26 protein-coding genes, 1 tRNA gene and 5 pseudogenes are annotated in these 24,359 nt (G+C 62.9%); 18 read left to right on the forward strand and 14 right to left on the reverse strand.

Translation table 11 applies throughout. The annotated features are described in order from the left end of the window. Nucleotides 1-53: 53 nt before the first annotated feature. From H9L15_RS17595 to H9L15_RS09900, 5 genes are read left to right on the forward strand one after another with little or no spacing between them, the layout of a single operon-like run. The gene (locus H9L15_RS17595) at nucleotides 54-698 is read left to right on the forward strand and encodes an acyl-CoA dehydrogenase family protein (RefSeq protein ID WP_223276150.1); all 645 of its coding nucleotides are present in this window, start codon (nucleotides 54-56) and stop codon (nucleotides 696-698) included. Beyond that, a complete protein-coding gene (locus H9L15_RS17600) occupies nucleotides 587-1,276 on the forward strand; it encodes an acyl-CoA dehydrogenase family protein (protein WP_223276151.1) in 690 nt (229 codons plus the stop codon). The genes H9L15_RS17595 and H9L15_RS17600 overlap by 112 nt, the downstream gene beginning before the upstream one ends. 1 nt (nucleotide 1,277) lies before the next feature. Next, on the forward strand, nucleotides 1,278-1,586 hold the full coding sequence (locus H9L15_RS09890) for a Rieske (2Fe-2S) protein (protein WP_187713967.1): 309 nt from the start codon (nucleotides 1,278-1,280) through the stop codon (nucleotides 1,584-1,586). Nucleotides 1,587-1,588: 2 nt separating this feature from the next. Further along, nucleotides 1,589-2,059: an NAD(P)H-dependent oxidoreductase gene (locus tag H9L15_RS09895; RefSeq protein WP_187713968.1), complete on the forward strand. Its 471-nt coding sequence runs from the start codon at nucleotides 1,589-1,591 to the stop codon at nucleotides 2,057-2,059. Next, entirely contained in the window at nucleotides 2,044-2,232 is a 189-nt protein-coding gene (locus H9L15_RS09900) for a hypothetical protein (protein WP_187713969.1), read from the forward strand. The genes H9L15_RS09895 and H9L15_RS09900 overlap by 16 nt, the downstream gene beginning before the upstream one ends. Here the strand turns inward: H9L15_RS09900 and H9L15_RS09905 are convergent. Continuing rightward, a complete protein-coding gene (locus tag H9L15_RS09905) occupies nucleotides 2,198-2,656 on the reverse strand; it encodes a MaoC/PaaZ C-terminal domain-containing protein (protein ID WP_187713970.1) in 459 nt (152 codons plus the stop codon). The genes H9L15_RS09900 and H9L15_RS09905 overlap by 35 nt on opposite strands. Continuing rightward, nucleotides 2,656-3,213 (reverse strand): nuclear transport factor 2 family protein, encoded by a 558-nt coding sequence (locus H9L15_RS09910; protein WP_223276152.1) that lies wholly within the window; start codon nucleotides 3,211-3,213, stop codon nucleotides 2,656-2,658. The genes H9L15_RS09905 and H9L15_RS09910 overlap by 1 nt, the downstream gene beginning before the upstream one ends. Before the next feature lie 41 nt (nucleotides 3,214-3,254). Between H9L15_RS09910 and H9L15_RS19630 the strand changes: the two genes are divergently transcribed. Continuing rightward, on the forward strand, nucleotides 3,255-3,560 hold the full coding sequence (locus H9L15_RS19630; RefSeq protein WP_317617485.1) for an enoyl-CoA hydratase-related protein: 306 nt from the start codon (nucleotides 3,255-3,257) through the stop codon (nucleotides 3,558-3,560). Beyond that, the gene (locus H9L15_RS19635; RefSeq protein WP_317617486.1) at nucleotides 3,542-4,021 is read left to right on the forward strand and encodes an enoyl-CoA hydratase/isomerase family protein; all 480 of its coding nucleotides are present in this window, start codon (nucleotides 3,542-3,544) and stop codon (nucleotides 4,019-4,021) included. Before H9L15_RS19630 ends, H9L15_RS19635 begins: the two co-directional genes overlap by 19 nt. 12 nt (nucleotides 4,022-4,033) lie before the next feature. On the opposite strand, the gene H9L15_RS09920 is transcribed toward H9L15_RS19635, so the two are convergent. The 6 genes and pseudogenes from H9L15_RS09920 to H9L15_RS09945 form a co-directional block, all read right to left on the reverse strand. Beyond that, nucleotides 4,034-4,109: transfer RNA gene (locus tag H9L15_RS09920), tRNA-Lys, on the reverse strand. Between the two features lie 96 nt (nucleotides 4,110-4,205). Then, nucleotides 4,206-5,320, reverse strand: a pseudogene (gene rodA, locus H9L15_RS09925) (rod shape-determining protein RodA). Continuing rightward, on the reverse strand, nucleotides 5,317-7,197 hold the full coding sequence (gene mrdA / locus H9L15_RS09930; protein ID WP_223276680.1) for a penicillin-binding protein 2: 1,881 nt from the start codon (nucleotides 7,195-7,197) through the stop codon (nucleotides 5,317-5,319). Before mrdA ends, rodA begins: the two are co-directional and overlap by 4 nt. Before the next feature lie 2 nt (nucleotides 7,198-7,199). Beyond that, on the reverse strand, nucleotides 7,200-7,553 hold the full coding sequence (locus H9L15_RS09935; RefSeq protein WP_187713972.1) for a hypothetical protein: 354 nt from the start codon (nucleotides 7,551-7,553) through the stop codon (nucleotides 7,200-7,202). A gap of 166 nt (nucleotides 7,554-7,719) precedes the next feature. Beyond that, nucleotides 7,720-8,310: a rod shape-determining protein MreC gene (mreC, locus tag H9L15_RS09940; protein WP_187713973.1), complete on the reverse strand. Its 591-nt coding sequence runs from the start codon at nucleotides 8,308-8,310 to the stop codon at nucleotides 7,720-7,722. Between the two features lie 297 nt (nucleotides 8,311-8,607). Beyond that, nucleotides 8,608-9,650 (reverse strand): annotated as a pseudogene (locus tag H9L15_RS09945) (rod shape-determining protein). A gap of 154 nt (nucleotides 9,651-9,804) precedes the next feature. Here H9L15_RS09945 and mutL point away from each other — a divergent pair. Continuing rightward, nucleotides 9,805-11,561, forward strand: a pseudogene (gene mutL, locus H9L15_RS09950) (DNA mismatch repair endonuclease MutL). A 70-nt stretch (nucleotides 11,562-11,631) separates the two neighbouring features. Further along, a complete protein-coding gene (locus H9L15_RS09955) occupies nucleotides 11,632-11,820 on the forward strand; it encodes a hypothetical protein (RefSeq protein ID WP_187713974.1) in 189 nt (62 codons plus the stop codon). Here the strand turns inward: H9L15_RS09955 and ilvC are convergent. Both ilvC and miaA read right to left on the reverse strand, forming a co-directional pair. After that, nucleotides 11,817-12,794 carry a ketol-acid reductoisomerase gene (gene ilvC, locus H9L15_RS09960; RefSeq protein ID WP_187713975.1) on the reverse strand — a complete coding sequence of 326 codons (978 nt, stop codon included), beginning with the start codon at nucleotides 12,792-12,794 and terminating at the stop codon, nucleotides 11,817-11,819. The genes H9L15_RS09955 and ilvC overlap by 4 nt on opposite strands. 11 nt (nucleotides 12,795-12,805) lie before the next feature. Next, nucleotides 12,806-13,740, reverse strand: a pseudogene (gene miaA / locus H9L15_RS09965) (tRNA (adenosine(37)-N6)-dimethylallyltransferase MiaA). Here miaA and serB point away from each other — a divergent pair. Beyond that, the gene (gene serB / locus H9L15_RS09970; protein ID WP_187713976.1) at nucleotides 13,733-14,611 is read left to right on the forward strand and encodes a phosphoserine phosphatase SerB; all 879 of its coding nucleotides are present in this window, start codon (nucleotides 13,733-13,735) and stop codon (nucleotides 14,609-14,611) included. The pseudogene miaA and the gene serB overlap by 8 nt on opposite strands. A gap of 4 nt (nucleotides 14,612-14,615) precedes the next feature. On the opposite strand, the gene H9L15_RS09975 is transcribed toward serB, so the two are convergent. Beyond that, nucleotides 14,616-15,506, reverse strand: coding sequence for an SPOR domain-containing protein (locus tag H9L15_RS09975; RefSeq protein ID WP_187713977.1), 891 nt, complete (start codon nucleotides 15,504-15,506; stop codon nucleotides 14,616-14,618). A gap of 137 nt (nucleotides 15,507-15,643) precedes the next feature. Here H9L15_RS09975 and H9L15_RS09980 point away from each other — a divergent pair. From H9L15_RS09980 to H9L15_RS09990, 3 genes and pseudogenes are all read left to right on the forward strand, one after another. Continuing rightward, nucleotides 15,644-16,362: pseudogene (locus tag H9L15_RS09980) on the forward strand (AAA family ATPase). A gap of 16 nt (nucleotides 16,363-16,378) precedes the next feature. Next, complete coding sequence (locus H9L15_RS09985; RefSeq protein ID WP_187713978.1) at nucleotides 16,379-17,029, forward strand: hypothetical protein; 651 nt, start codon at nucleotides 16,379-16,381, stop codon at nucleotides 17,027-17,029. A 114-nt stretch (nucleotides 17,030-17,143) separates the two neighbouring features. After that, nucleotides 17,144-18,388, forward strand: coding sequence for an SPOR domain-containing protein (locus H9L15_RS09990; protein WP_187713979.1), 1,245 nt, complete (start codon nucleotides 17,144-17,146; stop codon nucleotides 18,386-18,388). Here the strand turns inward: H9L15_RS09990 and H9L15_RS09995 are convergent, their stop codons facing one another. Genes H9L15_RS09995 through H9L15_RS10005 form a run of 3 tightly spaced genes read right to left on the reverse strand, consistent with a single transcriptional unit; the run spans nucleotide 18,389 to nucleotide 20,864 of the window. After that, entirely contained in the window at nucleotides 18,389-19,279 is an 891-nt protein-coding gene (locus tag H9L15_RS09995) for an aspartate carbamoyltransferase catalytic subunit (RefSeq protein WP_187713980.1), read from the reverse strand. It lies immediately after the preceding gene. Between the two features lie 12 nt (nucleotides 19,280-19,291). After that, nucleotides 19,292-19,738 carry a Holliday junction resolvase RuvX gene (ruvX, locus tag H9L15_RS10000; protein WP_223276681.1) on the reverse strand — a complete coding sequence of 149 codons (447 nt, stop codon included), beginning with the start codon at nucleotides 19,736-19,738 and terminating at the stop codon, nucleotides 19,292-19,294. A gap of 19 nt (nucleotides 19,739-19,757) precedes the next feature. After that, nucleotides 19,758-20,864, reverse strand: coding sequence for a DUF3089 domain-containing protein (locus tag H9L15_RS10005; protein WP_187713982.1), 1,107 nt, complete (start codon nucleotides 20,862-20,864; stop codon nucleotides 19,758-19,760). A gap of 532 nt (nucleotides 20,865-21,396) precedes the next feature. On the opposite strand from H9L15_RS10005, the gene H9L15_RS10010 reads away from it, so the two are divergent. The 5 genes from H9L15_RS10010 to H9L15_RS19640 all read left to right on the forward strand — a co-directional run bounded on the left by H9L15_RS10010 (nucleotide 21,397) and on the right by H9L15_RS19640 (nucleotide 24,293). Beyond that, nucleotides 21,397-21,861, forward strand: a complete 465-nt coding sequence (locus H9L15_RS10010; protein ID WP_187713983.1) for a hypothetical protein — start codon at nucleotides 21,397-21,399, stop codon at nucleotides 21,859-21,861. Between the two features lie 136 nt (nucleotides 21,862-21,997). Beyond that, nucleotides 21,998-22,525, forward strand: coding sequence for a DUF2939 domain-containing protein (locus tag H9L15_RS10015; protein WP_187713984.1), 528 nt, complete (start codon nucleotides 21,998-22,000; stop codon nucleotides 22,523-22,525). A gap of 152 nt (nucleotides 22,526-22,677) precedes the next feature. Continuing rightward, nucleotides 22,678-22,917, forward strand: a complete 240-nt coding sequence (locus H9L15_RS10020; protein WP_187713985.1) for a hypothetical protein — start codon at nucleotides 22,678-22,680, stop codon at nucleotides 22,915-22,917. A gap of 138 nt (nucleotides 22,918-23,055) precedes the next feature. After that, the gene (locus H9L15_RS10025) at nucleotides 23,056-23,733 is read left to right on the forward strand and encodes a glutathione S-transferase family protein (RefSeq protein ID WP_187713986.1); all 678 of its coding nucleotides are present in this window, start codon (nucleotides 23,056-23,058) and stop codon (nucleotides 23,731-23,733) included. Between the two features lie 137 nt (nucleotides 23,734-23,870). Beyond that, entirely contained in the window at nucleotides 23,871-24,293 is a 423-nt protein-coding gene (locus H9L15_RS19640) for an exonuclease/endonuclease/phosphatase family protein (RefSeq protein WP_317617487.1), read from the forward strand. The last annotated feature ends 66 nt before the right edge of the window (nucleotides 24,294-24,359 follow it).

A 24,359-nucleotide genomic window follows, 5' to 3' on the forward strand; every position in this document is an offset into this window, starting at 1 on the left:
TCCCTCTATTCCTTTGTCCAAAGCGTTACATTGGCATCAATAAAAAAACAATCATGTTTGACTTTTTTCTGAACTCGGGAGACAGCCGAGAACAGGCGGGAGAAGCGGATAGCAAGATGGATTTTCGACTGACCGAACAGCAGCGCGAACTTCAGGCTGCGGCCCGCGAATTCGCCCGTGCGGAGCTTCCGGACATCGCTTCCCAGTTGGAACGCGACAACCGGCCTCCGTCACGCGACTTGGTGCGGCGATACGCCGGGATGGGCTTCCTCGGCATCAACGCGCCCGCCGAGCTTGGCGGGCTTGGCCTCGGAAGCGTCGACGCCCTGATCGTTCTGGAGGAGTTTGCCAAGATCTCTTCGGCGGTCGCCTTCCCGATCTTCGAATCGATGGTCGGCCCGGTTCGCGCGGTTGAGCATTTTGCTGGCCAGGCGTTGAAAGACCGCGTGGTACCCCAAGTTTGCAGTGGCGAGATGATCGTCGCCGTCGCCATGTCCGAGCCCGACGCGGGAAGCGCGTTGACCGACCTCAAGACTCGGGGCGTTCTCGACGGCGACGTCGTGACCCTGAACGGCACCAAGCGCTGGTGCTCGGGGGCGGGCATGCGGACGCCTACGTCGTCTACTGCCGTTTGTCCGACGATCCCGGCGCGAAAGGCATCGGCGCCGTGCTGGTCGAGAAGGACGCGCCTGGGCTGACGTTCGGTCCGAACGAGGAGTTGATGGGTTTCCGGGGCATTCCCTCGGCGGATCTCAACTTCGACGACTGTTCTGTTCCTGCGGAGAACATCATCGTTCCCGCAGGCGGCTTCAAGCAGCTGATGGAGGCATTCGACCTGGAACGCTGCGGCAATGCGACCATGGCTTTGGGACAGGCCAGCGGAGCGCTCGAAGACGTTCTTCAATATGTCCAGGAACGCCGGCAGTTCGGCAAGCCGCTGGTCGATTTCCAGGCCGTTCAAATGAAGCTCGCCGAAATGCAGATGAAGGTCGAGGCCGCGCGGCTGCTGATCTGGCGTGCTGCCGGCAATGCAGAGGAGGGCCTTCCAAGCGTCCTCGACAGTTCGGTCGCCAAGTGCTTCGCCAACTCGATTGCGCGCGAAGTGACCGGCGATGCTGTGCAGCTCATGGGCGCCTACGGTTATTCGAAGGAGTTTCCGATGGAGCGGCGTCTTCGCGACGCCTGGGGGTGGGGGATCGCGGGCGGCGCGATCGACATCCAGAAGGTCAACATTGCCAGCGCCATGCTCGGACGCCGTTTCGACCAGCGCAAATAGGATGGCCTTCGAACGCGTTGCTTCTTTGTCCGAGATTCCCGAGAGCGGGAGCAAGGCTTTCGATGTCCGCGGGACGCCGGTGCTCATCGCCCGGGCTCCGATGGGAATCTACGCGGTCGGCGCCATTTGCAGTCACCAGTACACGCCGCTCGAAGGCGGCAAGCTGAAGGCCTGCTTCATTTTCTGCCCGCTTCACGGTGTTCGCTTCGACCTGCGAGATGGGAAGCCGGCGGGGACACTGACCGATCAGCCGATCCCGACTTGGCCGGTCATGCTGCAGGACGAAGACGTCCTCGTCGATCTCGGCTGACCATGGCGCGGCTGCTCCATATCGTCGGTAGCCCACGCGGCGAGCGCTCACGATCCGAAGCCATCGCCAATCACCTGATCGGCAAGCTCGGTGGTATGAAAGTCGACCGGCTCGACGTTTGGGACATCGACTTGCCCGAACTCGATGGCGCGATGATCGAGAGCCGCTACCGCCTCATTCACGGCGCCGATGTCGAAGCGGGTTTCACGCCGGTTTGGGACGACCTTCGCGCGATGGTCGATCATCTGCTGAGCTTCGACATCTGGCTGTTTTCCACCCCCATGTGGAATTTCGGTCTTCCGTATCGCCTCAAGCACTTCGTCGATTGCATCATCCAGCCGACGATGGCCTTCACCAATGATGCGGCGGGTAATCTAACTTTCCACGGCACTGGCCGGACCGCCGTTCTGATCGGTGCGGGCGCTCTAGATATCCGCCCGGGAGCGAATTGGCGCACTTGGACTATCAGCTAGCGCACCTCGAACACTGCCTCCGCTTCTATTTCGGCATCGATCCCATTCATTGCGTGCGCGTCGCACCGACATTCGGCTCTCTGGAGGACGTTGAGACGGTGATGCGCAAGGCGGAAGAAGAGGTCGAAGCTCTCGCGCTCAACTTGCAGAATGCCGCCGGTAGACGAGATTGATGCTTCGGAAGCGGAGGACCGTTTCGCCGCGCTGGTTCGTCAGGAAATATTGCGTAATCGCTGTTCCGCGGTCGTTGCGACTGGAGGATGGCTTCAATTCCAGAACTTCGGATCGAGCAATCACCGTGTCGCCGGGCCGAAGCGCGTGCTCCAGCCGAAACTCGTCGAAACCGATGCCGCAGACGAAGTCGATATCGCTATTCATCGTATGGTCGAGTTGCCGCCAGATCGCGAGGACGTGGACCCCGCTCGCGACGACCTCCCCGAAATGCGATTCTCGCGCGGCATCGGGGTCGGAGTGGAACCACTGCGGGTCATATTCGCGAGCAAAGCGAACGATCTCGTCAACGGTCACGGTGCGCGTCTGCGACTGCCGAGTTTCGCCGACCTGGAGATCCTCGAATTTGCGTGGGGGTCGTTCCATCACCGATAGTCGCGCCAGGTCGACAGGCGCTCCGGATAATCTGCCGGCGCGGGCTCCGCATATGCGCGCATCCTTTTCTCCTCGCCGAGCACGCGCACGTAGTCGGCGACAGGGATGTAATAGAGAAATGCAAGCTCTCGCTGCGCGAACCGCCAGACGCCATCCTCGCGCCGATATTCGTCCTCGTAGCGAAGAGCCGTCACCATCATTTGGTCGTTCCGCCAAAGCTCGGCATGGGCCGACAACGTGCCCGTGGCCCCGTCCGCAGCTCCGCCAATCCGTATCCAGTGGTCGTGGCTGACATGGTTGGAGGGACCCAGAACGCGGAATCGCTCTTCGTACTGACGGATGATTGCGTCGCGCCCTGTCGCCTCCATCACGCCGTCGCGGGAGTAGACGCGCGCGTCCTCCGTGAAGAGTTCGCGAACGGCGGCAAGATCATGGTTGTCGATGGCAAAGCAGTAACGCGCCGCAAGCGCCCGGATCGCGCTTTCCGCCTCGAGCCGCTCGACACGTTGCATCAGGTCGTCGTTGGCCATCTGCGTACGATGGCGCACTGGCTCCCACAGGTCCAGAACCGCGCGAAGGAGATTGCGGCATGATTGAGCAACTCGACATCGAGCGCTTCGGCGCCATCGCGCGGATCGTTCTCAATCGATCCGACGCCGGCAATACGATCGACGAGAATTTGGCTGAGGCTTTCGCTGAGGCCGCTGCGCAAGTTGCCTCGGACGGCGAAGTCCGCGTGGTCGTTCTGACGGGTGCAGGGTCGCTGTTTTGCGGAGGTGGTGACGTGCGCGCGATGGCGGCCGCACCGGATGGCGCTTCGGCTGTGATCGACCGGATCACGTCCAACCTTCATCGGGGATCGTCACACTGTTCGAGATGTCGAAGCCGCTGGTAACGGTCGTCAACGGTCCCGCCGCAGGAGCAGGCTTGGGCCTGGCGATCCTGGGCGACATCGTGCTCGCTTCAGAGGCTGCGCACTTCACTTCAGCCTATACTGCTATTGGCATGACGCCGGATGGAGGAACGAGCTGGCTGCTTCCGCGCCTGATCGGGCTCCGTCGCGCCCAGGAAATGGTGCTGACGAACCGCCGGATCGGGGCACGAGAAGCCGAAGCCATCGGTCTGGTTTCCCGGGTAGTGCCGGCCTCAGACCTGCGCTCGGTAGAAGACGAAATCACGACGGCCCTGGACCGAGGAGCCATGGCGGCGACGGGAAAGGCGCGCTGGCTTCTGCGTACGAGCTACGAACGCAGCCTGGCCGATCACCTCGCAATTGAGGCGCAATCCATCGTGCAGGCCGCTTCCATGCCGGAAGGTCAGGCCGGAATTGCCAGCTTCCTCAATCGTCGGAAATAGTTCTGGAAGGAATGGTGGACGCACTAGGGCTCGAACCTAGGACCCGCTGATTAAGAGTCAGCTGCTCTACCAACTGAGCTATGCGTCCACTGCCATTCGGCGGATGCTCCGGCGGCGATGCACGCCTTGAGCGGCGGGGCCGGTAGCACGCTGAAACTTGGTGTGCAACCGGTCTTGGCTCCAATTAGCTCGTGAGATCCGTCTTCGTCCTCTGCTGCCGCTCGAGGGACATCAGGATTCCGAGGCAGATCATGACGGTCATGACGGCCGATCCACCGAAGCTGACCAGGGGAAGGGGAATCCCGACCACTGGAGCCAGCCCCATCACCATCATCAGGTTGATCGACGAATAAAAGAAGATCGTCGCGGTCAGGCCAGCGGCCGTCAGCTGTGCAAATCGCGACTTGGCATTGGACGCGACGCGCAGGCCCCAGACGATCACCGCCGCGAAGCACAGGATCAGCAGGGCACCGCCCAAAAGGCCCATTCCTCGACCCAGGTCGCGAAGGCGAAATCGGTATGGCCTTCGGGAAGGTAGTCGAGGTGACTCTGGCTGCCGTTGAGAAAGCCCTTCCCGAAAATGCCGCCGGAACCGATCGCGATCTTCGACTGAGTAATGTGGTAGCCGGCGCCGAGTGGATCGCTCTCAGGGTTCAGGAAGATATCGATCCGCTTCCGCTGATATCCGTGCATGAACTGGTAGACGATTGGAATCGCTGCCCCGAGCACACCTGCTGGGATGAGGAACACACGCAGTGGGACTCCGGCGATGAACATGACCGACACGCCGCCAAGGAGCACCATCGTCGCGGTTCCGAGGTCGGGCTGAATCAGGATCAAGGCCCAGGGCACTCCGATCAATGCCACGGCGGGCCAGATCGCGCGCCATTTGCGGATATCGCCGGCCGGAAGCAGTTCGTAGAAGCGCGCCAGCACGATCACGATTGCGGGTTTCATGAACTCGCTCGGCTGAAGGCGAATGAAACCAAGATCGATCCAGCGTTGTGCGCCCTTGCCAACGAAACCGACTGCCTCGACGATGATCAGCATGACGAGGATGGCGCCATAGGCTGGGAAGGCGAGCTGCTTGATCGTGGCCTCGCGAATTGTCGACATTCCGACGGCGACGGAGAGAAAGAACAGGACGGTAATGCCCTGCTTCATAGCCCAGGGACGTACTGAGCCGCCCGCCGCCGAATATTGCGTGAGGAAGCCGATTCCGGCGATCCCGACGATGACGAAGATCAGCCGCCAGGGCAGGCGCGCCAAAGGCTGCGGGATGATCGCTGAGGAAATCACGTCGCGTTCCTTGGAGCGGCCTTGAAGGCAGCGAGCTGGCGCGCATTGCGCTCCGCAAGAGTCCCGCCCCATTGCTCTTCGAGGGGGGCGAGGGCCGCCATCGCCTTCTCCTTGTCGAACAAATAGGTCATCGAATCACGCACGATCGGCGCGGCTGCCGAGGCGCCGAAACCTCCGTGCTCGATGATGCAGCCGATCGCGTAGCGAGGTTTGTCGGCAGGCGCGAAGGCGATGAACAAGGCGTGGTCGCGAAGGGCCCAGTTGGATTGATGGCCGCGCTCGCCCAGCCTGAACACTTGGGCGGTGCCCGTCTTGCCTGCCATCTGGATCCCATCGAGCGGCAGTTTCGATGCCACCGCGGTACCGCTGCCGTTGACGACTGCGGCCATCGCATTGCGAATGATTTCCTGATTTTCGAGACTGGCGTTCACGGGCGCAGGAGGCGTCTGAGGGTCGCTCATCAGCATACGCGGCTGGAGCAGTTTTCCGGACGCCAGCCGGGCCGGCATGACCGCAAGCTGCAATGGGTTCACCAAGACGTAGCCCTGACCGATCGACGTGTTCGCCGAATCGTATCCTTGCCACTTGCGATGATACTTCTTCTCGAGCCATTTCGGGTTCGGCATCGTGCCGAAACGCTGGGACGGTATCGGTAATTGGAACTCCTGGCCGTAGCCGAGGTCGTTCACCATCTTGGTCGTCAGCGTAGGATCGGTGATCAGGCCCGTCGCCCAGAAATAGGTGTTGCAGCTGCGCTCGATGGCCGAGTGCATATCCATCGAGCCGTGCACAGCGTCACAGCGAAAATAGCGGTTTCCGATCTGGTAGCCGCCCGCGCAGTGAACCCGTCGCTTCGGATCGACTCCCTGCTCCAGGAAGGCCAGCGCCATCGCAGGCTTAATCGTCGACCCTGACGGATAGAGACCTTGGGCGACCTTGTTCAGCAGAGGGATGTGGTCGTTTTCCGACAACATCTTCCATTCGGTCCGGCCGATGCCCTCACTAAAGCTATTCGGGTCGAAGGCTGGCATCGATACGAACGCGAGAAGGTCGCCGTTGGCCACGTCCATGGCGACGAGGGAACCGGACTGATCGCCCATTCGCCGCGACGCGTAGAGCTGCAGGCCTTGGTCGATTGTCAGCTGCACGGTCTGCCCGCTGCGATCGGGCTTGGGATCGAGTTCCTTCACCAGCTTGCCGCGAGCAGTGACCTCGACACGTTGACCACCGGGAGTCCCACGAAGATATTTTTCCAGTGACTTCTCAAGGCCCTGCTTTCCGATCTTCACACCTGGGATGATCAGCAAGGGGTTCTTGTCCTCGGCCTCATATTCCTTCGCGTTGGCAGTGCCGACATACCCACGAGATGGGCAACTGCGGGACCGTCGGGATAGTAGCGCGAGAAGCCCGGGTGGCCTGTACCCGGGCAGGTCAGGCAATCGAACCGTGACCGCTGCATATTGCTCGAACGAGACGTTTTCGGCGACCTGCACCGCCTGGAACCCACGACCCTGCTTCAGTTCGCGCAGGATGCGATCCACGTCATCTGTGCTGAGGTCAAGCAGCTCAACGAGCGTCTTGAGAGTCTTCTCCGGCTCCTCGAGCTGCTGCGGGATCAGGTCGATGCGGAAGCTCGAGCGATTGATCGCGATCGGAACCTTGTTCCGGTCAATGATCCAGCCGCGGCGAGGCGGTACGGGGATCAGCTGGACCCGGTTGCTCTCTGACAGAAGTTGATACCGCTCGTTCTCCCTGACCGACAGCCAGCCAAGGCGACCGAGCAGGACCGCCCCGACCGCCGCCTGGCCGCCTGCAAGCAGCATCATCCTCCGGGAAAAGGTGATGGTCTGGTGTACGGAGGAGAAGCGTTTCTCCATCTTCACCGGCCCAACCTCCAGCGATCGATCCGCGACACGATCCAGGCGACGATCGGGAAAGCCAGCACCGAAAGCAACAGCGGGGGGAGGATCGTCCGGAATGGCATTGGAGCGCCCATGACTTGGGCAATGCGCCATTCCGCCGCTTCGTTGCCCAGCAATAAGAGCGCGGCGAGAGCCCACTCCAGCCAGTATCCGCGCCACATGGTGCGACGGTCGGCAAGATCGAGCGCGAGCATGGCTGCAGTCCAGACAGTAACCGAGAGTCCGATCGGGTGGCCTGAAACCAGATCGTTGAACAAGCCATCGGTGCTGCCCACCAGCTTGGCCAGCAATCCGAACGAAGGAGGCGCCATGAAATCAGCACGAGGAAACCAAAATCCGGAAACCAGCCCCTTTCCGAGACGATGGGAAGTGTGATTAGCAGGCTTGCCACGAGGACCGAGATCGCGGGGACGTATTGTGCTCCGGAAACCGGCCCCTGGCCGATGTTCCGGCCTTGGGCGAGAGCGGCACGAACCATTACTCGCCCTCCGTCGCGGCGCCTGCCTCCTCGGCCACGGCCGAAGGCTCATAGGGCGCCTCGACAAGCGCGAAGCTCGTGGAGCTTGGGTCGGCGAGGGGGATGGCGATGGCGCCATCGTCATCGAGTCTCACTACCCGGGCGATCGGCACGAGCGGAGGGTAGAGGCCGCCGGTCCCGGAGGTGATCACGATATCACCGGGTTTGAACGGATTTCGCCCGACTTCGAGAGGACGCAAGTCGATAGTCCCGTCGCCGCGCCCCTGGCTGATGACCGGTTGGCCATCCCGAAGGATCTTGGCGGGGACAATGCTGGCCCTGTCGGAAACAAGAAGAATGCGCGAGGCGAGGGCGCCAGTGTCGACGATGCGGCCGATCAGCCCGTTGGACGATCGAACAGGCATGCCAACGCGGACGCCGTCGGATGACCCCACGGAGAGAATGGCGTACCGCCGGGGGCTGTTGAAAGAGGACCCGACAATGCGGCCGCTCGCGACGACGGCAGGTGCATGCTCGCGAAGCTCCAGAGCCTTTTTCAGTTCCTGATTCTCCAGCGAGATCGCGCGCGCCTCGACAATTCGCTGCATCATCAGTTCGCGTTCGCGCTTCAGCTGAGCGTTCTGGCGCGCGGCGTCCCAATAGTTGCCGGCTCCGGTGAAAACGCCGGCGACCGTATCGGTGACGGCGCGCGTCCCGATGTCACCGGTGCGGTGGCGTCGAGAGCAACCCTCTCACCGTAGCATAACTCTTCGGGGCAACCAACGATAAAGCAAGGAGAAACAAGCCGATCAGGAGGCCTGCGATGGCGGCCAGAAAGCTAAAGAACAGCCCGTACTGAGCGCGTCGCGACCAGCCTGGACGGGTGGCCGCCACCCCTCAACGCACCCTTACGCGGTTTGCAGGACGCCGCGGAACTGCTCTTCCTCGAGCGCCCGGCCAGTGCCCAGAGCGACGCAGGTCAGCGGATCCTCGGCGACCGTGACCGGAAGGCCGGTTTCGTCACGAAGCACTTCGTCCAGTCCCTGGAGGAGCGCTCCGCCACCGGTGAGCACAATGCCCTGATCGCAGATGTCGGCTGCCAGCTCCGGCGCCGTATTCTCAAGCGCGATGCGGACGCCCTCGACGATCGTCCCACGGGCTCCGAAAGCGCCTCGGCAATCTGGCCCTGGTTGATCGAGATCTCCTTGGGAACGCCGTTCACGAGGTCGCGGCCCTTGATGTGGACCGTCTTGCCGACACCGTCGGTCGGCGGCTTGGCGATTCCGACTTCCTTCTTGATCCGCTCGGCCGTGGCTTCACCGATGAGAAGGTTGTGGTTGCGGCGGACGTAGGAGCTGATGGCCTCGTCCATCTTGTCGCCGCCGACGCGCACCGAGGTGGTGTAGGCCAGGCCGCGGAGGGAGAGCACCGCGACTTCGGTCGTGCCGCCACCGATATCGACAACCATCGAGCCGATCGGCTGCGTCACCGGCATGTCGGCGCCGATCGCGGCGGCCATCGGCTCCTCGATCAGGTAGACGGCGCTGGCGCCGGCGTTCGACGCCGCATCGCGGATCGCGCGGCGCTCGACCGAGGTCGAACCCGAAGGGACGCAGATCACGATTTCCGGAAAGCGCCAGGCGCGCATCTTGCCGCCATGCACCTTGTGGATGAAGTGCTTGATCATCTGCTCGGCGACGTCGATGTCGGCAATGACGCCGTCACGAAGGGGACGGATGGCCTCGATCTGGTCGGGCGTCTTGCCCATCATCAGCTTGGCATCGTCGCCAACAGCCTTGACCTTCTTGACGCCGTTGATGGTCTCAATCGCGACCACTGACGGCTCGTTCAGAACGATGCCGCGGCCACGAACGTAAACCAGCGTATTGGCGGTCCCCAAATCGATCGCCATGTCGTGCGACATCCACTTGAACCAGCGCGTCCAGAACATTCTTCCCCGTCTCTCGCCCTTTGCTCGATCAACCCAACAGGCCCTATCCTGCTGATTAACCGGCCATTAAACTCATCCCATTGAATGCAAACTGAATTTTTCGCAGAAATCAGCGCTTCGCTGGCCCGGTCGTAATCGGCTAGGAACGGTTAACATGTCAATAAGAAGGCTACCGTCCGAGCTCGTGAATCGCATCGCCGCTGGCGAGGTCGTAGAACGCCCCGCGAGCGCCCTCAAGGAGCTTGTTGAAAACGCCCTAGACGCCGATGCGACCACAGTCAGAATCCGCCTGATCAATGGCGGTCTGGAACTGGTCGAGGTCGCCGACGATGGCTGCGGGATGGTCCCCGATGAGATGCGGCTGGCGCTGGAGCGTCACGCGACGTCCAAACTTCCTGACGATGTCCTCGACCGGGTGACCAGCTTCGGCTTCCGGGGCGAGGCGCTCCCATCCATCGCCAGCGTCTCGCGCTTCACGCTCCAGAGCCGGGTCAGGGGTGGCGATGGCTGGCAGATCCAGATCGACCATGGATCGCTGGTGGGCGAGGGTCCGGCCTCGATACCCCAGGAACTTTCGTTCGAATCGAAGCTCTTTTCGACAAGATACCGGCAAGACGTAAGTTTTTGCGAAGCCCGCGAGCCGAATATGCCGCTTGCCTGGATGCCGTCAGGCGATTGGCCATGGCACGAAGCGACGTCGCCTTTCAGCTCGAGCACGACGGCCGCCGCATCCTGTCGCTCCAGCCGACAACGCCGCCGCAGCGAATTGCCGAGCTGCTCAGCGCGGAGCTCGACAGGAACGGCATCGGCATCGACTGCGAGCGGAACGGCATGGGCCTGACAGGCGTGGTCAGCCTGCCGACCTTCAACCGCGGTATGGCCGACCAGCAATATCTTTTCGTCAATGCGCGCCCGGTAAAGGACCGGCTGCTCGTCGGAGCGCTTCGCGGCGCTTACCGCGATCTGATCGCCCGGGACCGGCATCCCATCGCCGCTTTGTTCCTTTCGGTCCCACTCGAAGAGGTCGACGTCAACGTGCATCCGGCGAAGACCGAAGTGCGATTCCGCGATCCGACCGCCGTCCGCGGACTAATCGTCGGGGGAATTCGCGCGGCGCTGGACGAGGCCAGCCAGAAGAGCGCGACGCGTGAGCAGGCCGCTGCACCGGTGCTGTGGACGACAAGCGTGTCCTACGACGAACAGCGAGACCGTGTTCCCGAGACCTGGGCGCCTCCACCTACCTTAGGAGAGAGCAGGCTTCAGGAAGCGCGGGCGCTGTTCGATCACGCTCCCGCCGCTCGTGCAGAACCGGCGGTTGCCGAAGTGCCGAAACACCCGCTCGGAGTGGCCCGCGGCCAGGTTTCAGCGACCTACATCGTCGCCGAGGCGGAGGACGGCCTGGTGATCGTCGACCAGCATGCCGCGCACGAACGCCTGGTCCTGGAGCGAATGCGCGCGGCACGAGAGGGAGGCGCCATTCCACGCCAGCCCTTGCTCATGCCGGAGGTCGTCGACCTCGACGAGCCCGATTGCGACCGGTTGGAAGCGGCCATGCCCGACCTCGAAGCGCTCGGCCTGGAAATCGAGCGCTTCGGCCCGACCGCAATCCTGGTTCGCTCGACGCCGGCTGCGCTCGGCAAAACGGACGTTCGCGACCTTCTGTCCGATCTGGCAGCCGAACTTGCCGAGCTTGGCAGCGCCTTTTCACTCCAGGAGAAGCTCGATCACGTCGCGGCGACCATCGCCTGTCATGGCTCCGTACGGGCCGGTCGCGTGCTCTCGGTTGTCGAAATGAACGCCCTCCTCCGGGAAATGGAGGTCACGCCGCGCTCCGGCCAGTGCAACCATGGGCGGCCGACCTGGGTAAAGCTCGGCCACGCCGAGATGGAAAAGCTGTTCGGAAGGCGCTGAAATCCGGCGTTTTCCAGCGACAAGTCGGCTGCCGCCTGCTAAGCTTGACGCCGTCCGAAGGAGACCGGTCATGGACAACTCAAGCAACGTCAACGGCGATCGCGTCTATTTCGCCCAACGCGCTGCCGAGGAGCTCGAACTGGCGCTTTCTGCCAAAGATAGGGACGCAGCCGACGCGCACCGCCGGCTCCAGCGGGTCTACACGGAGCGCGCGTCGATCGGAGCCAGGGTCACCGATCTTCCCGAGCAAGTCGGCTAGGAGCCGCCGAGGCTCTTCAGGTCCTGGAAAACCCGTTCCATCTGATGGCTGTGTGATCTTGCGCGGGCGCCTTCCAACTCAGGGTAGCCGTCGGCAGCTTCTCTTCGCAACGCCTCGGCAAACCGACCGCTGCGCACGTCCTCGAGGACCTGACGCATATTCTGCCTCACATGCTCGTCCACCACACGCGGCCCGCCAAGCGCCGCGCCAAGCTCCGCCGTGTTCGAGATCGCCTCGCGCATTCCGGCAATCCCGCGCGCTTCGATGAGATCGGCAAGAAGCTTCAACTCTCCGACGCATTCCAGGTAGGCGAGCTCGGGTGACACGCCGGCCTCCACGAGCGTTTCGAACCCGGCGACCAGGATCTCGGGAACCGCACCCCAGACAACCGCGCCCTCGTTGAACAGGTCCGCTTCGCATTCCTCGGCGAAGCTCGATGCGATCAGGCCGGCGCGAGCGCATCCAATCGCTTTCCCGTAAGCGAGTGCCAGATCACGGGCCTTGCCGCTGGCATCCTGCGCAACGGCCCAGACTCCGACCATGCCCTTGCCGCGCTCGTAGAGGGACCGCAACGCGACGCCCGGACCCTTGGGCGCCACCATGAAGACGTCGAGGTCGTGCCTCGGATGAATTTGCCCGAAGTGGACGGTCAGGCCGTGGCTGAAGCCGATCGCGGCGCCGTAGCGGATGCGCGCTTCGACTTCCCTGTAAATCCCGGCAAGCGCTTCGTCGGGCGCGAGAAACATGATGACGTCAGCCGAGGCGGTGGCTTCCTCGACAAGCGCGATCTCCAGTCCGGCTTCCTCGGCAGCCCGAGCGCTTCCCGATGCGCCGCGCAGGCCCACGACGACGTCGATTCCGCTGTCCTTGAGGTTGAGCGCCTGCGCGCGTCCCTGGTTGCCATAGCCGAGGATGGCCACCCTTTTGCCCGCCAGCGGCCCAATGTCGATGTCCCGATCGCGAAGCAGGTCCATGGCTTTCGCGCTTACGGCTTCGATCCGAGCAGGGCCAGCGCTGCTTCTATCGACTTTCCTTCAAACGGCTCGCGAAACCTGGGCCAGGCCTCCGGCGGCTGATGTGCAAACCACGTATATTGGCGCTTGGCGTAACGACGCGTAGCCTGCTGGCCCGAGGCAATCGCCTCGTCACGAGTGACGTCACCTTTGAGCCATCCGGCAATTTCTCGGACGCCGATCGCTCGCATGACGGGCAGGGCAGGGTCCAGATTTCTCGCGAGGAGGGAGCGGACTTCCGCCGCCGCTCCTCGATCGACCATTTCGCTGAACCGTTCGTCACACCGCCGATAAAGCCACTCACGGGGCGGAAGAAGAATGATCGGCGCCAGCGAGATGGCATGCGAAATCCCGCCTTCTCGTCGTTGCTGCCACTCTGCCAGCGTGATCTTGGTCGAAAGCACGACCTCCAGCGCTCTTGCGATGCGCGTGGTGTCAGTTGCCTTTAGCCTCCCGGCGGCGACCGGGTCGAGCGCGGCAAGCTTTTCTCGGTTCTTGGCCACCGACGCGTCTCGGACCAACCTGCGAATCTCGGGATCGATTGCGGGAACGGGTGCGATGCCGTCCAGCAGCGTCCGAAGATAAAGTCCCGTGCCGCCAACCAAAATCGGCACCTTTGAGATTGCATGAATGTGAGAGATTTCCCGCTTGGCCATCTGGGCCCACTCGGCAGCGGAGCATGGGTCGGCCCCGTCGCGCACGGCGTAGAGGCGATGCTCAGCACGCGCCGTCTCCTCGGGCCTCGGAGCAGCGCTCAGAATCGGAAGGTCGCGATAAATCTGTGCGCTGTCGGCGTTGACGATCACCCCGCCGATTTGCTCTGCAAGGCGCAACGCCAGACCCGACTTGCCGCTTGCGGTCGGCCGGCAATGAGAGCGACAGGAGGTTTTTCGACCCGCATGGCCATTGTGACCCTGATAGCAGCCGGATGCCTCGATGACAGGCTGATCGACCGCGCCCTCGGCTCGCTGCGCGAGATCGACCCGAAGGCCGCGTTCGCTGCCTGGATCGACGAGGGCGACGCGGTCGACCTCAAGGTCAGCGGCGATCTCAAGGCCATTCGCTGGGCGCTCGACGGCATGGAGGGCGTCGACGTGTTCGTTCAGCCGGAGGAGAACCGTTTCAAGCGGTTGCTTGTCGCGGACATGGATTCGACCATTGTCGGGCAGGAATGCATCGACGAGCTCGCGGATTTCGCAGGCCTGAAGCGCGAGATTGCCGAGATCACCGAGCGCGCCATGCAAGGCAAGCTCGACTTCAAGTCGGCGCTTCGTGAGCGGGTAGCGATGCTTTCCGGACTCGATGAGGAGTCCATCCAGCGCTGTGTCAAGGAACGCGTGATCCCGAACCCCGGGGCAGCAACGCTCATCCGCACCATGCGCGTCGGTGGCGCCTATTGCATGCTCGTCACCGGCGGGTTCGTGTCGTTCGCCGACCCAATTGCCAAGTTGCTCGGCTTCAATTCGATCAGGGCCAACCGGCTGCTGTTCGATGGCGGCCTTCTCAGCGGATCCGTGGAAGACCCGATCGTCGACGCGCAATCAAAGGTCGAAGCGCTGGTCGAGATGCGGTCTGAGCTTGGTCTTTCGCCCGATCAGGTGCTGGCTGTAGGCGACGGCGCCAACGACCGGCTGATGGTCGAGGAAGCCGGACTCGGCGTGGCCTTTCGTGCGAAGCCGGCGCTGGCGGAGGTCGCGGACGCACGCCTCGATCATCATGGACTGGACGCATTGCTCTGGGCGCAGGGCATTCGCCGTCGCGACTGGGTCGTCGGCTAGCGGCCTATTTCGCAGGCACCGGGAAGCAGGCCTGACCCTTTGCAGATAGGGTATTGCAAGCTGCCGCGGCAGCCGCCTTGCTTTGATACGGACCAACCTGGAGGCGAGTGACTGCACCCGCTGGAACCAAGAACGGCTGCCGGCCCGCCACAGGCGCATTGCTTGCAAGCCGCTTGTACAGCGCTTCCGCCGAGGATCGTTGCGAAAACGCGCCGAGCTGGATGCGCCAGGTACCGGTGGCGGGTGACGTCACTGCAGTCTCTCGAACCGCGACCTTCGGAGCCGACTTTGCCGGAGTTGCCGGCTTCGGTTTGGGAGCAGCGGTTTGCGTTTTCGCTTTTTGCATCGCCAGCGCGACGCCCTTCTTGCGTTGCTCAAGCGGCATGATGCCGTCCATCTGCGCGAGCGTATTCCTTGCCGGCTCAAGACCCTGGGCCGCGGACCGGCTGACGTAGGCGTAACCGAGAACAGGATCCTGCGCGACGCCGTCACCGTTGAACAGCGCGGTTCCATAGACGAGCATCGCCCGTGCATCGCCTTTCTCGGAAGCCGCCTTGAGCCATTTCAGGCCATCCGCCTGATTTCCGTTCTGGAAAAGCAGCAGGCCGAGCGTGGCCTGCGCGTCCACATGGCCTTTGAGCGCCGCTTTCTCGAACCAGCCTTGCGCTGCGCCAAGATCGACAAGCACGCCGCGCCCAAGTCGGTAGGCCTGGCCCATGTTGAACGCCGCATCTGCGTCGCCGGCCTCGGCGAGGGGACGCCAGATCGCAATCGCATTGGCGTAATCGCCCTGCTGCCAGGCATCGATACCGGATTTCACGGCCTGCGCCGCAACTGGCATCGCCCAGGCGAGCGATGCGAGGAAAAAGGCTGCACTCCAGGGCCTGGTACGCATTTGGCTCCGACTCCTTGTGCGACAACCGTAATCCTCGCCGCTTCAACAGCAACAGTCTCTTGACGATGTTAACCAGATTTTAGCGCCTTGGGTGTCACTCCCGACGTCGAATTGAAAGCTTCGGCGAGGGGAAAAGCATGCGCGTTCTGGCAATGGCATCGCAGAAGGCGGGTCGGGAAAGACGACCTTGTCCGGACATCTTGCGGTGCAGGCGCAGCTGGCGGGGGCAGGCCCGGTCTGCCTGATCGACATCGATCCGCAGGGCAGCCTTGCCGACTGGTGGAACGAGCGCGAGGCCGAAATGCCGGCCTTTGCCCAAACCACCGTCGCTCGCTTGGCCTCCGACCTCGAAGTCCTTCGCCAGCAGGGCTTCCGCCTGGCGGTCATCGACACGCCGCCGGCCATCACCATGGCGATCCAAAGCGTCATCGCCGTCGCCGAGCTGATCGTTATCCCGACCCGTCCGAGCCCGCACGATCTTCGCGCTGTTGGTGCGACGGTCGATCTTTGCGACCGCGCCGGCAAGCCGTTGATTTTCGTCGTCAACGCAGCGACGCCCAAAGCCAAGATCACCTACGAAGCCGCCGTCGCGCTCTCGCAGCACGGAACGGTCGCCCCGGTCACGCTTCACCACCGCACGGATTTCGCAGCGTCGATGATCGACGGCCGCACGGTGATGGAAGTCGACCCGAACGGCCGCTCGGCCCAGGAAGTGACCGAGCTTTGGGACTACATCTCGGATCGTCTCGAAAAGAATTTTCGCCGCACGGTTTTCGCGGCGCCCGGAGCCTCTTCGGCGGCTCCATCCACGCCTCGCCCGGTTGGCGGCTTCGGCCGTCGTGTGGTCGGCCAGTAAGGAGGCGACTTAAGTGATGTCCGAACCGAAGCCTTTCGCTTCTCTCTCTTCCGGATTGCTGGCCCGCAAGGGTGGCGCTCGCCCGGCGATGCGTCCCCAGGGTTTTGGCCAGATCGGTGGAAATCTAGAAGATCTCGGCTGGAACGACATGGGTTTCGAGGCTCCCAAGCCTGCGGAAACGCCGCGTGATGCAGAACATGACGCTTTTGGTGAGCCGATCGCCGAGCATCCTGCGCTTCACGGCCATGCCGGACTCACGCCAGTGAACTCGCCCGTGCATTCGCAGCACGCGGAAATCGAAAACGCGTTCCAGGAACCGCTAGACGTTTCCGACGAGGGTGAGGAGGTCGATGAGACCGCCGAGCTCGTTAATGAATCCGACGAACTGCCGGTGCAGCCCGTCGAAGCCAAGGTCCCGATGTACGTGGTGCCCTCGGCTCCGGCTCCGGTCGCTCGTCGTGTCTCGAAGCCGCGTTCGGCTCCGGGCAGCAAGGGGAAGGCTGCGTTCACACTTCGGCTCGATCCGGAGCGTCATCTGAAGCTGCGTCTGGCCTGTGCCCTCAATGGGCGTTCGGCTCAGCTTCTCGTCACCGACGCGCTCGATCAGTTTCTCGGCGGAATGCCGGAGCTGGAGGCGATGGCCGAAAAGGCCAAACGCAAAGGGTAAGCACTGGCCTGACGAGGCCAAACGCAAGGGGTAAGGCAAATGAAACCGCTTCGCTTGGGAACTGCAGTTTCCGCTGTCGCACTGGCTACCATGGTCGCCGGATGCGCGTCACCGATGTCGCGAAGCGCGCAGGTTTCGAAGGGCAAGGCCAACATGGCCTATGCCCTTCGCGCGCAAATGGCGATCGACTCCAATGACTATGCATCCGCCGTCGGCCTTGCCGAGAGCGCAGTCGAGGCGAGCCCGCAGGACGCCAACGTTCGCGGCCTGCTCGGCAACGCTTATTTCGGTGCCGGCCGCTTCGCTTCGGCGGAAGCGGCTTATGGCGACTCGCTGTCGTTGGCCGCGATGCAGCCGTCGGTCATCCTGAAGCGCGCACTGGTCCAGATCGCCCAGGGCAAGAATGACGAAGCGATTTCGCTTCTCCAGCAGTCGCAGAGCATCGTCGATCCGGCGGATTATGGCCTTGCTCTCGCTCTTGCTGGTCGTTCGGCCGATGCGGTGCAGATCCTCGACGTTGCGGCTCGCGCCAACGGCGCTGATGCCCGGGTCCGCCAGAACCTGGCGCTCGCGCTGGGCCTCAGCGGCGACTGGAACAATGCCCGAATCGTCGCTTCGCAGGATCTTCCGGCTGATCAGGTCGACGCTCGCGTCCAGCAGTGGATGTCGCTTGCCAAGCCGGCGCACGCCTACGACCAGGTTGCCGCGCTGACTGGCGTGACGCCGTCGGTAGTCGGCGATCCCGGTCAGCCGGTCCGCCTGGCGCTGAACGGCAGCTCGAACACTCGGGTTGCTCAAGCGGCCGCTGCTCCGGCGCCTGTGCAGGTCGCGGAAGCGGCTCCAGTGCCGAACGCGCCTTATTATTCCACCCCGGTGTCGCAACCGGACGAGCTGGCTCCGGCGCCTGCTCCCGCTCCCGTCGTTGAGCAGCGTGAGGCAATTGCCGTAGCTGCTGCGGTTTCGCCCGAAGCCCCGGCTGCATTCGCGATGATGTCTTCGAACTTTGCTCCGAAGGCAAAGCCAGCGAAGGCCAAGAAGGCGGCGGCTCCGGCGCGTCCGGCGCTTGCTTCTGCGTCCGGCAAGTCGAAGGCCGTGGTTCAGATCGGCGCCTACAGCTCCGAAGCTCGCGTTTCGGCGGCTTGGGCGCAGCTTTCGAAGAAGTACCCGGGCTTGCGGAAATACTCGCCGATGGTCGCCCGCTTCGATGGACCGAAGGGTACCGTGTGGCGCCTGTCGATCCGTGGCTTCGGAAGCCAGTCTGAAGCGGCGTCGAGCTGCTCCGCACTGCGCGGCAAGGGCGGGACCTGCTTCGTTCGCGGTGTGGCCGGCGACTCGCCGGTGCAATTCGCGTCGCGGTGATCAGCCGCCGGTAACGAGCTCGAGGCAGGCCATTCGCGTGGCCACGCCAGCCTCGACCTGAAGCAAGATCAAGGAACGTTCGGGATCGTCGGCGACATCGTCGGCGATCTCGACGTTCCTGTTCATCGGCCCAGGATGCATGACCACAGCGTCCGGAGCGGCCCTGCCAAGGCGTTCCGCTGTCAGGCCGTAGCGCTCAAGATATTCTCCTGGGCCATCCCCGAGGTCCTCTTCCAAGCGTTCGCGCTGGACCCGGAGCATCATCACTACATCCGCGCCGTCGATGGCCTCATCGATCGAAAGGGCAGGGATGTCGCCTGGAAGCAGGGACGGCGGGCCCGCCAGCCTGACCTCGGCCCCGAGACGGGGGAGGAGCTTGGCGTTGGACCGGGCGACGCGGCTGTGGCGAATGTCGCCGCAAATTGCGACCTTCAGGCCACTCAAGTCACCGAAGCGGATCTGAAGCGCCAGCGCATCCAGGAGCGCCTGCGTCGGATGCTCGTTGGTACCGTCTCCGGCATTGATCACGGCACAATCCATCAATTCGGTCATGGCCGCCGGAGCGCCGTTCTCGCGGTGGCGGATCACGACGACGTCGGGGCGCATGGCGTTGAGCGTCCGCGCCGTGTCCTCGAAGGTTTCGCCCTTCTTGATCGAAGACTGTTCGACCGGGAGGAACACGGGCGAGGCGCCCAGACGGTGCGCAGCGGCCGCGAAGGACATCGCGGTGCGGGTCGAGTTTTCGTAGAACAGGTTGAAGACGAGCTTGTCGTGCAGGCTCTTGTCCTGCCCCCGCGAGCCCGAGCGATTATACTCGAACCACCGCTGGCCGCGGTCGAGAATGCGCTCGATCTGGGCGTCGCTCAGCGAATCGATTGAGATGAGGTTCACGAAGCAGACCGACTAATGCTGCTGCGGCAGGTTGGCCAGCGCATCGATCGCGCCCTGCAGGATGTGGGCGGCGGCGAGGGCATCGACCTTCTCCGCGCGCTTCGAGCGGCTGACGTCGGCCTCGATCATCGCCCGCTCAACTGCCTGGGTGGACCAGCGCTCGTCCCATAGGAGGATGGGCAGGCCCAATGGAGCGAGATTGCGGGCGAAGGCGCGGACCGACTGCGTCCGCGGCGAATCCGTGCCGTCCATGTTGAGAGGAAGTCCAAGGACAAGACCCTTTACCTGTTCCCGTTCAACGAACTTTCTGAGGTGTTCGAGGTCGGCGGTGAATTTGGTCCGCCGGAGAGTTTCGGACGGTCCGGCAAAGCTCCAGCCGGCATCGCACACGGCCAATCCGACGGTCTTCGTGCCGACATCCAGTCCGGCGAGCTTCCCGTGCGGGTAGCCTCGGCGAATTCGGCGGGAGCGGACGTGATCAACGCTTCTGCCAAGCGGCAAGCCTCCGCCCCGCATCGTCCCGAATGGCGCCCCAGAACAGCGCATAGTCATAGACGTGATAATTGTTGCCGGGCAGTACGAACGGCCCGAGCGGCGGGATGTCGCCGTCGACCAGCAACAGCCCGTTGTCGCAGCGCGCGCCGACACGGTCCGCCTCCAGCGTTGCCGACGCGAAATTGGCAGTGGGGATCAAGGTGCCGGGATTGGCGGTCGGTGCGGCCGCGCCGTCCCTGGTGCCGGTCAGCGGGTTTACGCAGAGCATGTCCTTCCGCTCCCTCTTCAGCCCTGTCGGTCCCTGCGTGCCTTCCCACGCGTCCATGATCAGGTCGGGGTTCGCAGGCGACCCGAAACTCTGCCAGGACAGCACACAACCGGTCTCCTCAGGCGATGTGCAGGCGCCAAGCTTCATCGCCGGTAGGTCGGCGCTGGTGCTCAGCGGCCAGCCGACGACATAAGCCGCGACCAGGCGTCCCTTGAGGCCGTCGGCATGGTCACGAAGCAGGTGCGACAAGTGCAGCGCGCCCTGGCTGTGGGCGGCGAGAATGACCGGACCGGTTGGATTGCGCTCGAGGAACTCGGCAAATGCGGCGGAGACGTCCGAGTAGGCTAGGGCCAGCGCCTTTTCGGCATCGCTGCTCCTGAGCAGGAACGCGCCGAATGCCGCCTGACGATAGAGCGGAGCCCAGACTGCTCCGGAGGGTGAGAAGGCGCTGGCCTGGCTGCGCACGAACAGGTCGGTTCGCTGGCGGCTTTCCCGGTCGTCGATCGGCCCGTTCCAGCGATCGCGGCGCAAGTAGGTCGTCGGATGGACGTAGAAAACGGCCGCGTCGCCTGCGGGGACTGGGGCGGGGCGCCCGCCGGAGAAGCTGGTCGTCGCCGGGTTGCCGGTAAGCTCTGGCCGGGCGACCCAGCTGTCGAGCTTCGAATAGTCGGGGCCGGTGCGGGGCGACGGCGCCTGGAAATGCCCCTGCGGTGTCGCCTGGCTGATCAGCACCTGCTGCCCGAACTGATAGATCGCGAATGCTCCAGCGACGAACAGCAGGATCATGATGAAGACGAAGATGAGGAACCGGCGAGCGCACATTGGCCGGGCGCTCTATTCAGCCGGCCGTCAACGAGCAAGTTCGACCGCGAATGTTCCCAATGTTCGCACTGACGAGCTTTATTCGAAGAGCGAGGAAAGGGTTCAAAGCGTCGATCCAGTGAGCGTGATTGCGATGTTCGAGACGCAAGCACAGGAGGGGTCCTGTAGGACAGGTGTTTGTTGCGAGGTGGTCCTGGAGCCAGAGCCCCGACAATTTGCGGCCCATTGCGGACTCTTCGCCGAACTCTAAGCTGATCTACGGAGAGAGGGGGCGATGGCGAGCACCTGGGCCAAGGACCGCGCGCAGCGATTCTATGCTGGCGTCGCTTTGTTTGGCCTTGCCGCAATCGCTGCCGGATTTTCCACTACCTACTTCATACCGATAGCACGACGCACATTTGCCGCACCTGCTGTAGTTCATCTCCACGGTGTTGGCGCGTTCACTTGGGTCTGCCTTCTCTTGACGCAGGCTTTCCTTGTCCGAGGCGACCGAACAAAGTTGCACATGCGAATTGGCCAGTTGGGTTTGCCCATGGCCGTTGTCATTTGGTCGTCCGGTATTCTTACGGCCGCATGGGCAGCTCGGCGCGACCTTCCGTCGCAAGGCCCAATCGCGGAGACAGCGTTCATGGGCACCGTAAGTGGCCTTTCGCTGTTTCTCGCCTTCGTGATCGCCGGTTACGTATCTCGACGGTCTTCCGCTGCCCACAAGCGCTGGATGGCCTTGGCGACCATTGTTCTACTTTGGCCGGCAATCTTCCGCTGGCGCCATATCCTTCCATCCATGAGCCGACCGGATATCGTCCTCGGTATGTTCGTAGCGAATTTGCCGATCCTGGGCGCGATGCTCCGCGACCGGCTGCGCTTTGGAGCGGTTCACCCAGTGTGGATGCTCGGCGGGACATTCTGGTTCGTCGAACAGGGGATAGAGGTCGCTCTGTTCGATACGCATTGGAGCGCGCCAATCGGCAGAGCGCTGCTTGCGATCTTACCCTGATCGAAGAGCAAGGATTGCGAAAGCTGTCCTAAGCGCCGCGGCAGCTTTTGACCCATTGCGGCCGCTAGCCTCATAGCCGTTGGCCATGCGCCGGTTCGCCTAGACTGCAATTGCTCGGGTGCGGAAGGGAAAGATGATGAGCAAGCGTTGGGGATTGGCAGCATTCGGCTTGATCGCTGTAATAGCTATTGCGTGGTACTTCATGTCGCCCTGGTACACGCTGAAACAGATGCGTGACGCCGCTCAGGAGAATGACGCCGATGCGCTTGCGGCGTACGTCGATTTCCCCGCACTGCGTGAGGACATGAAATCTGAGATCATGGCGCAGTTCGCAGTGGAAGCGCAGAAAGACAAGTCGGGCGTCGGTGAATTGGGGACAGCAATGGCCACAGCAATGATTGGCCCGATGATTGACGGGCTCGTCTCGCCGGCTGGTCTACGCGCCGCCTTCATTGCCAACCGCAATCGCGAGGCCACGCAGCATCCGACGAGCAAGGCGACTGGCGCCTTTGACGTCAGCGACAAAGTGGAGATCGAAAGGCGCAGCTTTGATGAATTCGCAGTGAGCAACAAAAACCGTCCTGACGGAAAGATGATTTTCAAACGCCATGGGTTCGGCTGGCGGCTTAGTGGCGTAGACTTGCCCGCACCTGCTTCAAACTGAGGTTCAGGGCGACGCATGCGTCTGCTTCCGACCCATTGCGGACATTAGCTGGTTTCTGCAGGTTTCCGCTGGAGGTGCGGTAGATGATTCTAGGTTTGATCCTTCTGGCAAGCGCAGGGCTTAGCGGTGACGCGCCAACATGCGACGTTCGCGTGGGCGAACTTGTGCCAAACGCGCAGGTGGCACGGGAGCTTGCCGAAGTGATCATCCGAAGCAGGCAAACGCCAGAGCAGCAGGCTCGATATGTGCTGCACGTTGAAGAAGACGGAAAGACCGGTTGGCTGGTTTCTCAAGGCCTTCCTGACAGTCCGCCTGACGCCAAGGGCAGTATCACGGTCACTTTCGGGGCGGCGGTCTGGGGATGCGCATCGATCGGTGCAACGGCGAGATGAGCAAGGTGTATTACCAGCGGTAGGGCTCGATCCGGAATGTCCGCTTTCCACCCAAACCCGCCGCTAGACCAGTAGCGTCAGTTTTCGACGCAGAGCCGACATTGCGCTGAGGCTTCCAGCAGGGCATCACCGCGATCCATGACGGTCGTGTTTTACGATTGGCCATATTCGCCCTTCTGCATGAAGGTGCGCGCGATTCTTGATTACAAATCCATCTCTTACCGGACCGTCAATCCGCTCGACGCACGCGGCAAACTCAGGCGTCGGGGTACCGGCAAGGTGCCCGCCGTGGAGATCGACGGCGCATTCGTTACGGACTCCACGGACATCGCCTATGCGCTGCAGGATCGTTTTCCAGAACCGCCGCTTTTTCCACCCGCCACTCATGAGCGGGGCCTGAGCCACACGATCGAAGACTGGGCGGACGAAAGCCTGTATTTCCTCGGTCTCTATTATCGGTGGTTCGAGGTGGAAGGGCGTAAGCCCGTCGCGGCTGTATTCGGCAACTCGCTAAAAGGGCGACTGGTCTATCGCTACTACCTGCGCCTGATCTTGCGGCAGCTGAAGGGGCAGGGCACGCTGCGCAAATCACCCGACCATGTACGACGAGACCTGGAACGCAATCTCGATGCGGCCGAGAGCCTGCTCACACCCGGCCCGTACGTGCTGGGCGACAGGCCGTATCTCTGTGACTTCGCTCTGTGGGGACAGCTGAACTATTTGAGCCGTACGCCCGTTGCCGGAGCCAGTATCAGGAAGCGGGCCACGATCACCGCCTTCCTTGAGCGTCTAAATGGCGCGGATGCCCGGAGCTAACGCCAGCTTTCCAGCCAAGCCTGCCGTAAGGCGATCACGCGATTCCACTGATTTGATCTGGATCCATGCCAAGGATTGAATGTCGCGTGGCGGTCGATTGGGTTATCGTTTCGGGGAACGATGCGAACAGGGGTCGAATGTTCAATCGCGTCCATCCCGCTCTGGCCGGGACTGCGCTGGCGTTGCTAGTTGGCGGGTGCAGCACGGCTCCACCGAGCCGGAGCCTCGCCTGCGGGAACGGAGTGCCGGCGCAGATCACGGAAGTGGCCGGCGGCAAGAGCAAGACTGCAGAGCTGAAGGTTCTCACCTACAACATCGAGGGCCTGGGCTTCCCGGCGCGGAGCGGGCGCGGGCCTGAGTTGAAGCAGATCGGTGAGCATCTGTCGGAGATGCTCAAGGCCGGGACGGGGCCGGACGTCGTGCTGTTCCAGGAAATGTTCAGCGGCTCCGCCAAGGCAGCAGTCATGAATAGCGGCTATCCGCGATCTCGCCGGGACCGAGCCGAAGCACGAGGCCGTTCGAGTCCACCAGCGAAAAGCTGCCCGGAAAGTCCAAGCTGAAGCATGGCGAGGTCGGCATCCGCTTCCAGGGAAGCGGGCTGGCAATCGCGTCGCGTTATCCGATCG

The sequence above is a fragment of the Sphingomonas daechungensis genome (assembly GCF_014489495.1).
Classification (GTDB): Bacteria; Pseudomonadota; Alphaproteobacteria; order Sphingomonadales; family Sphingomonadaceae; genus Sphingomicrobium; species Sphingomicrobium daechungense.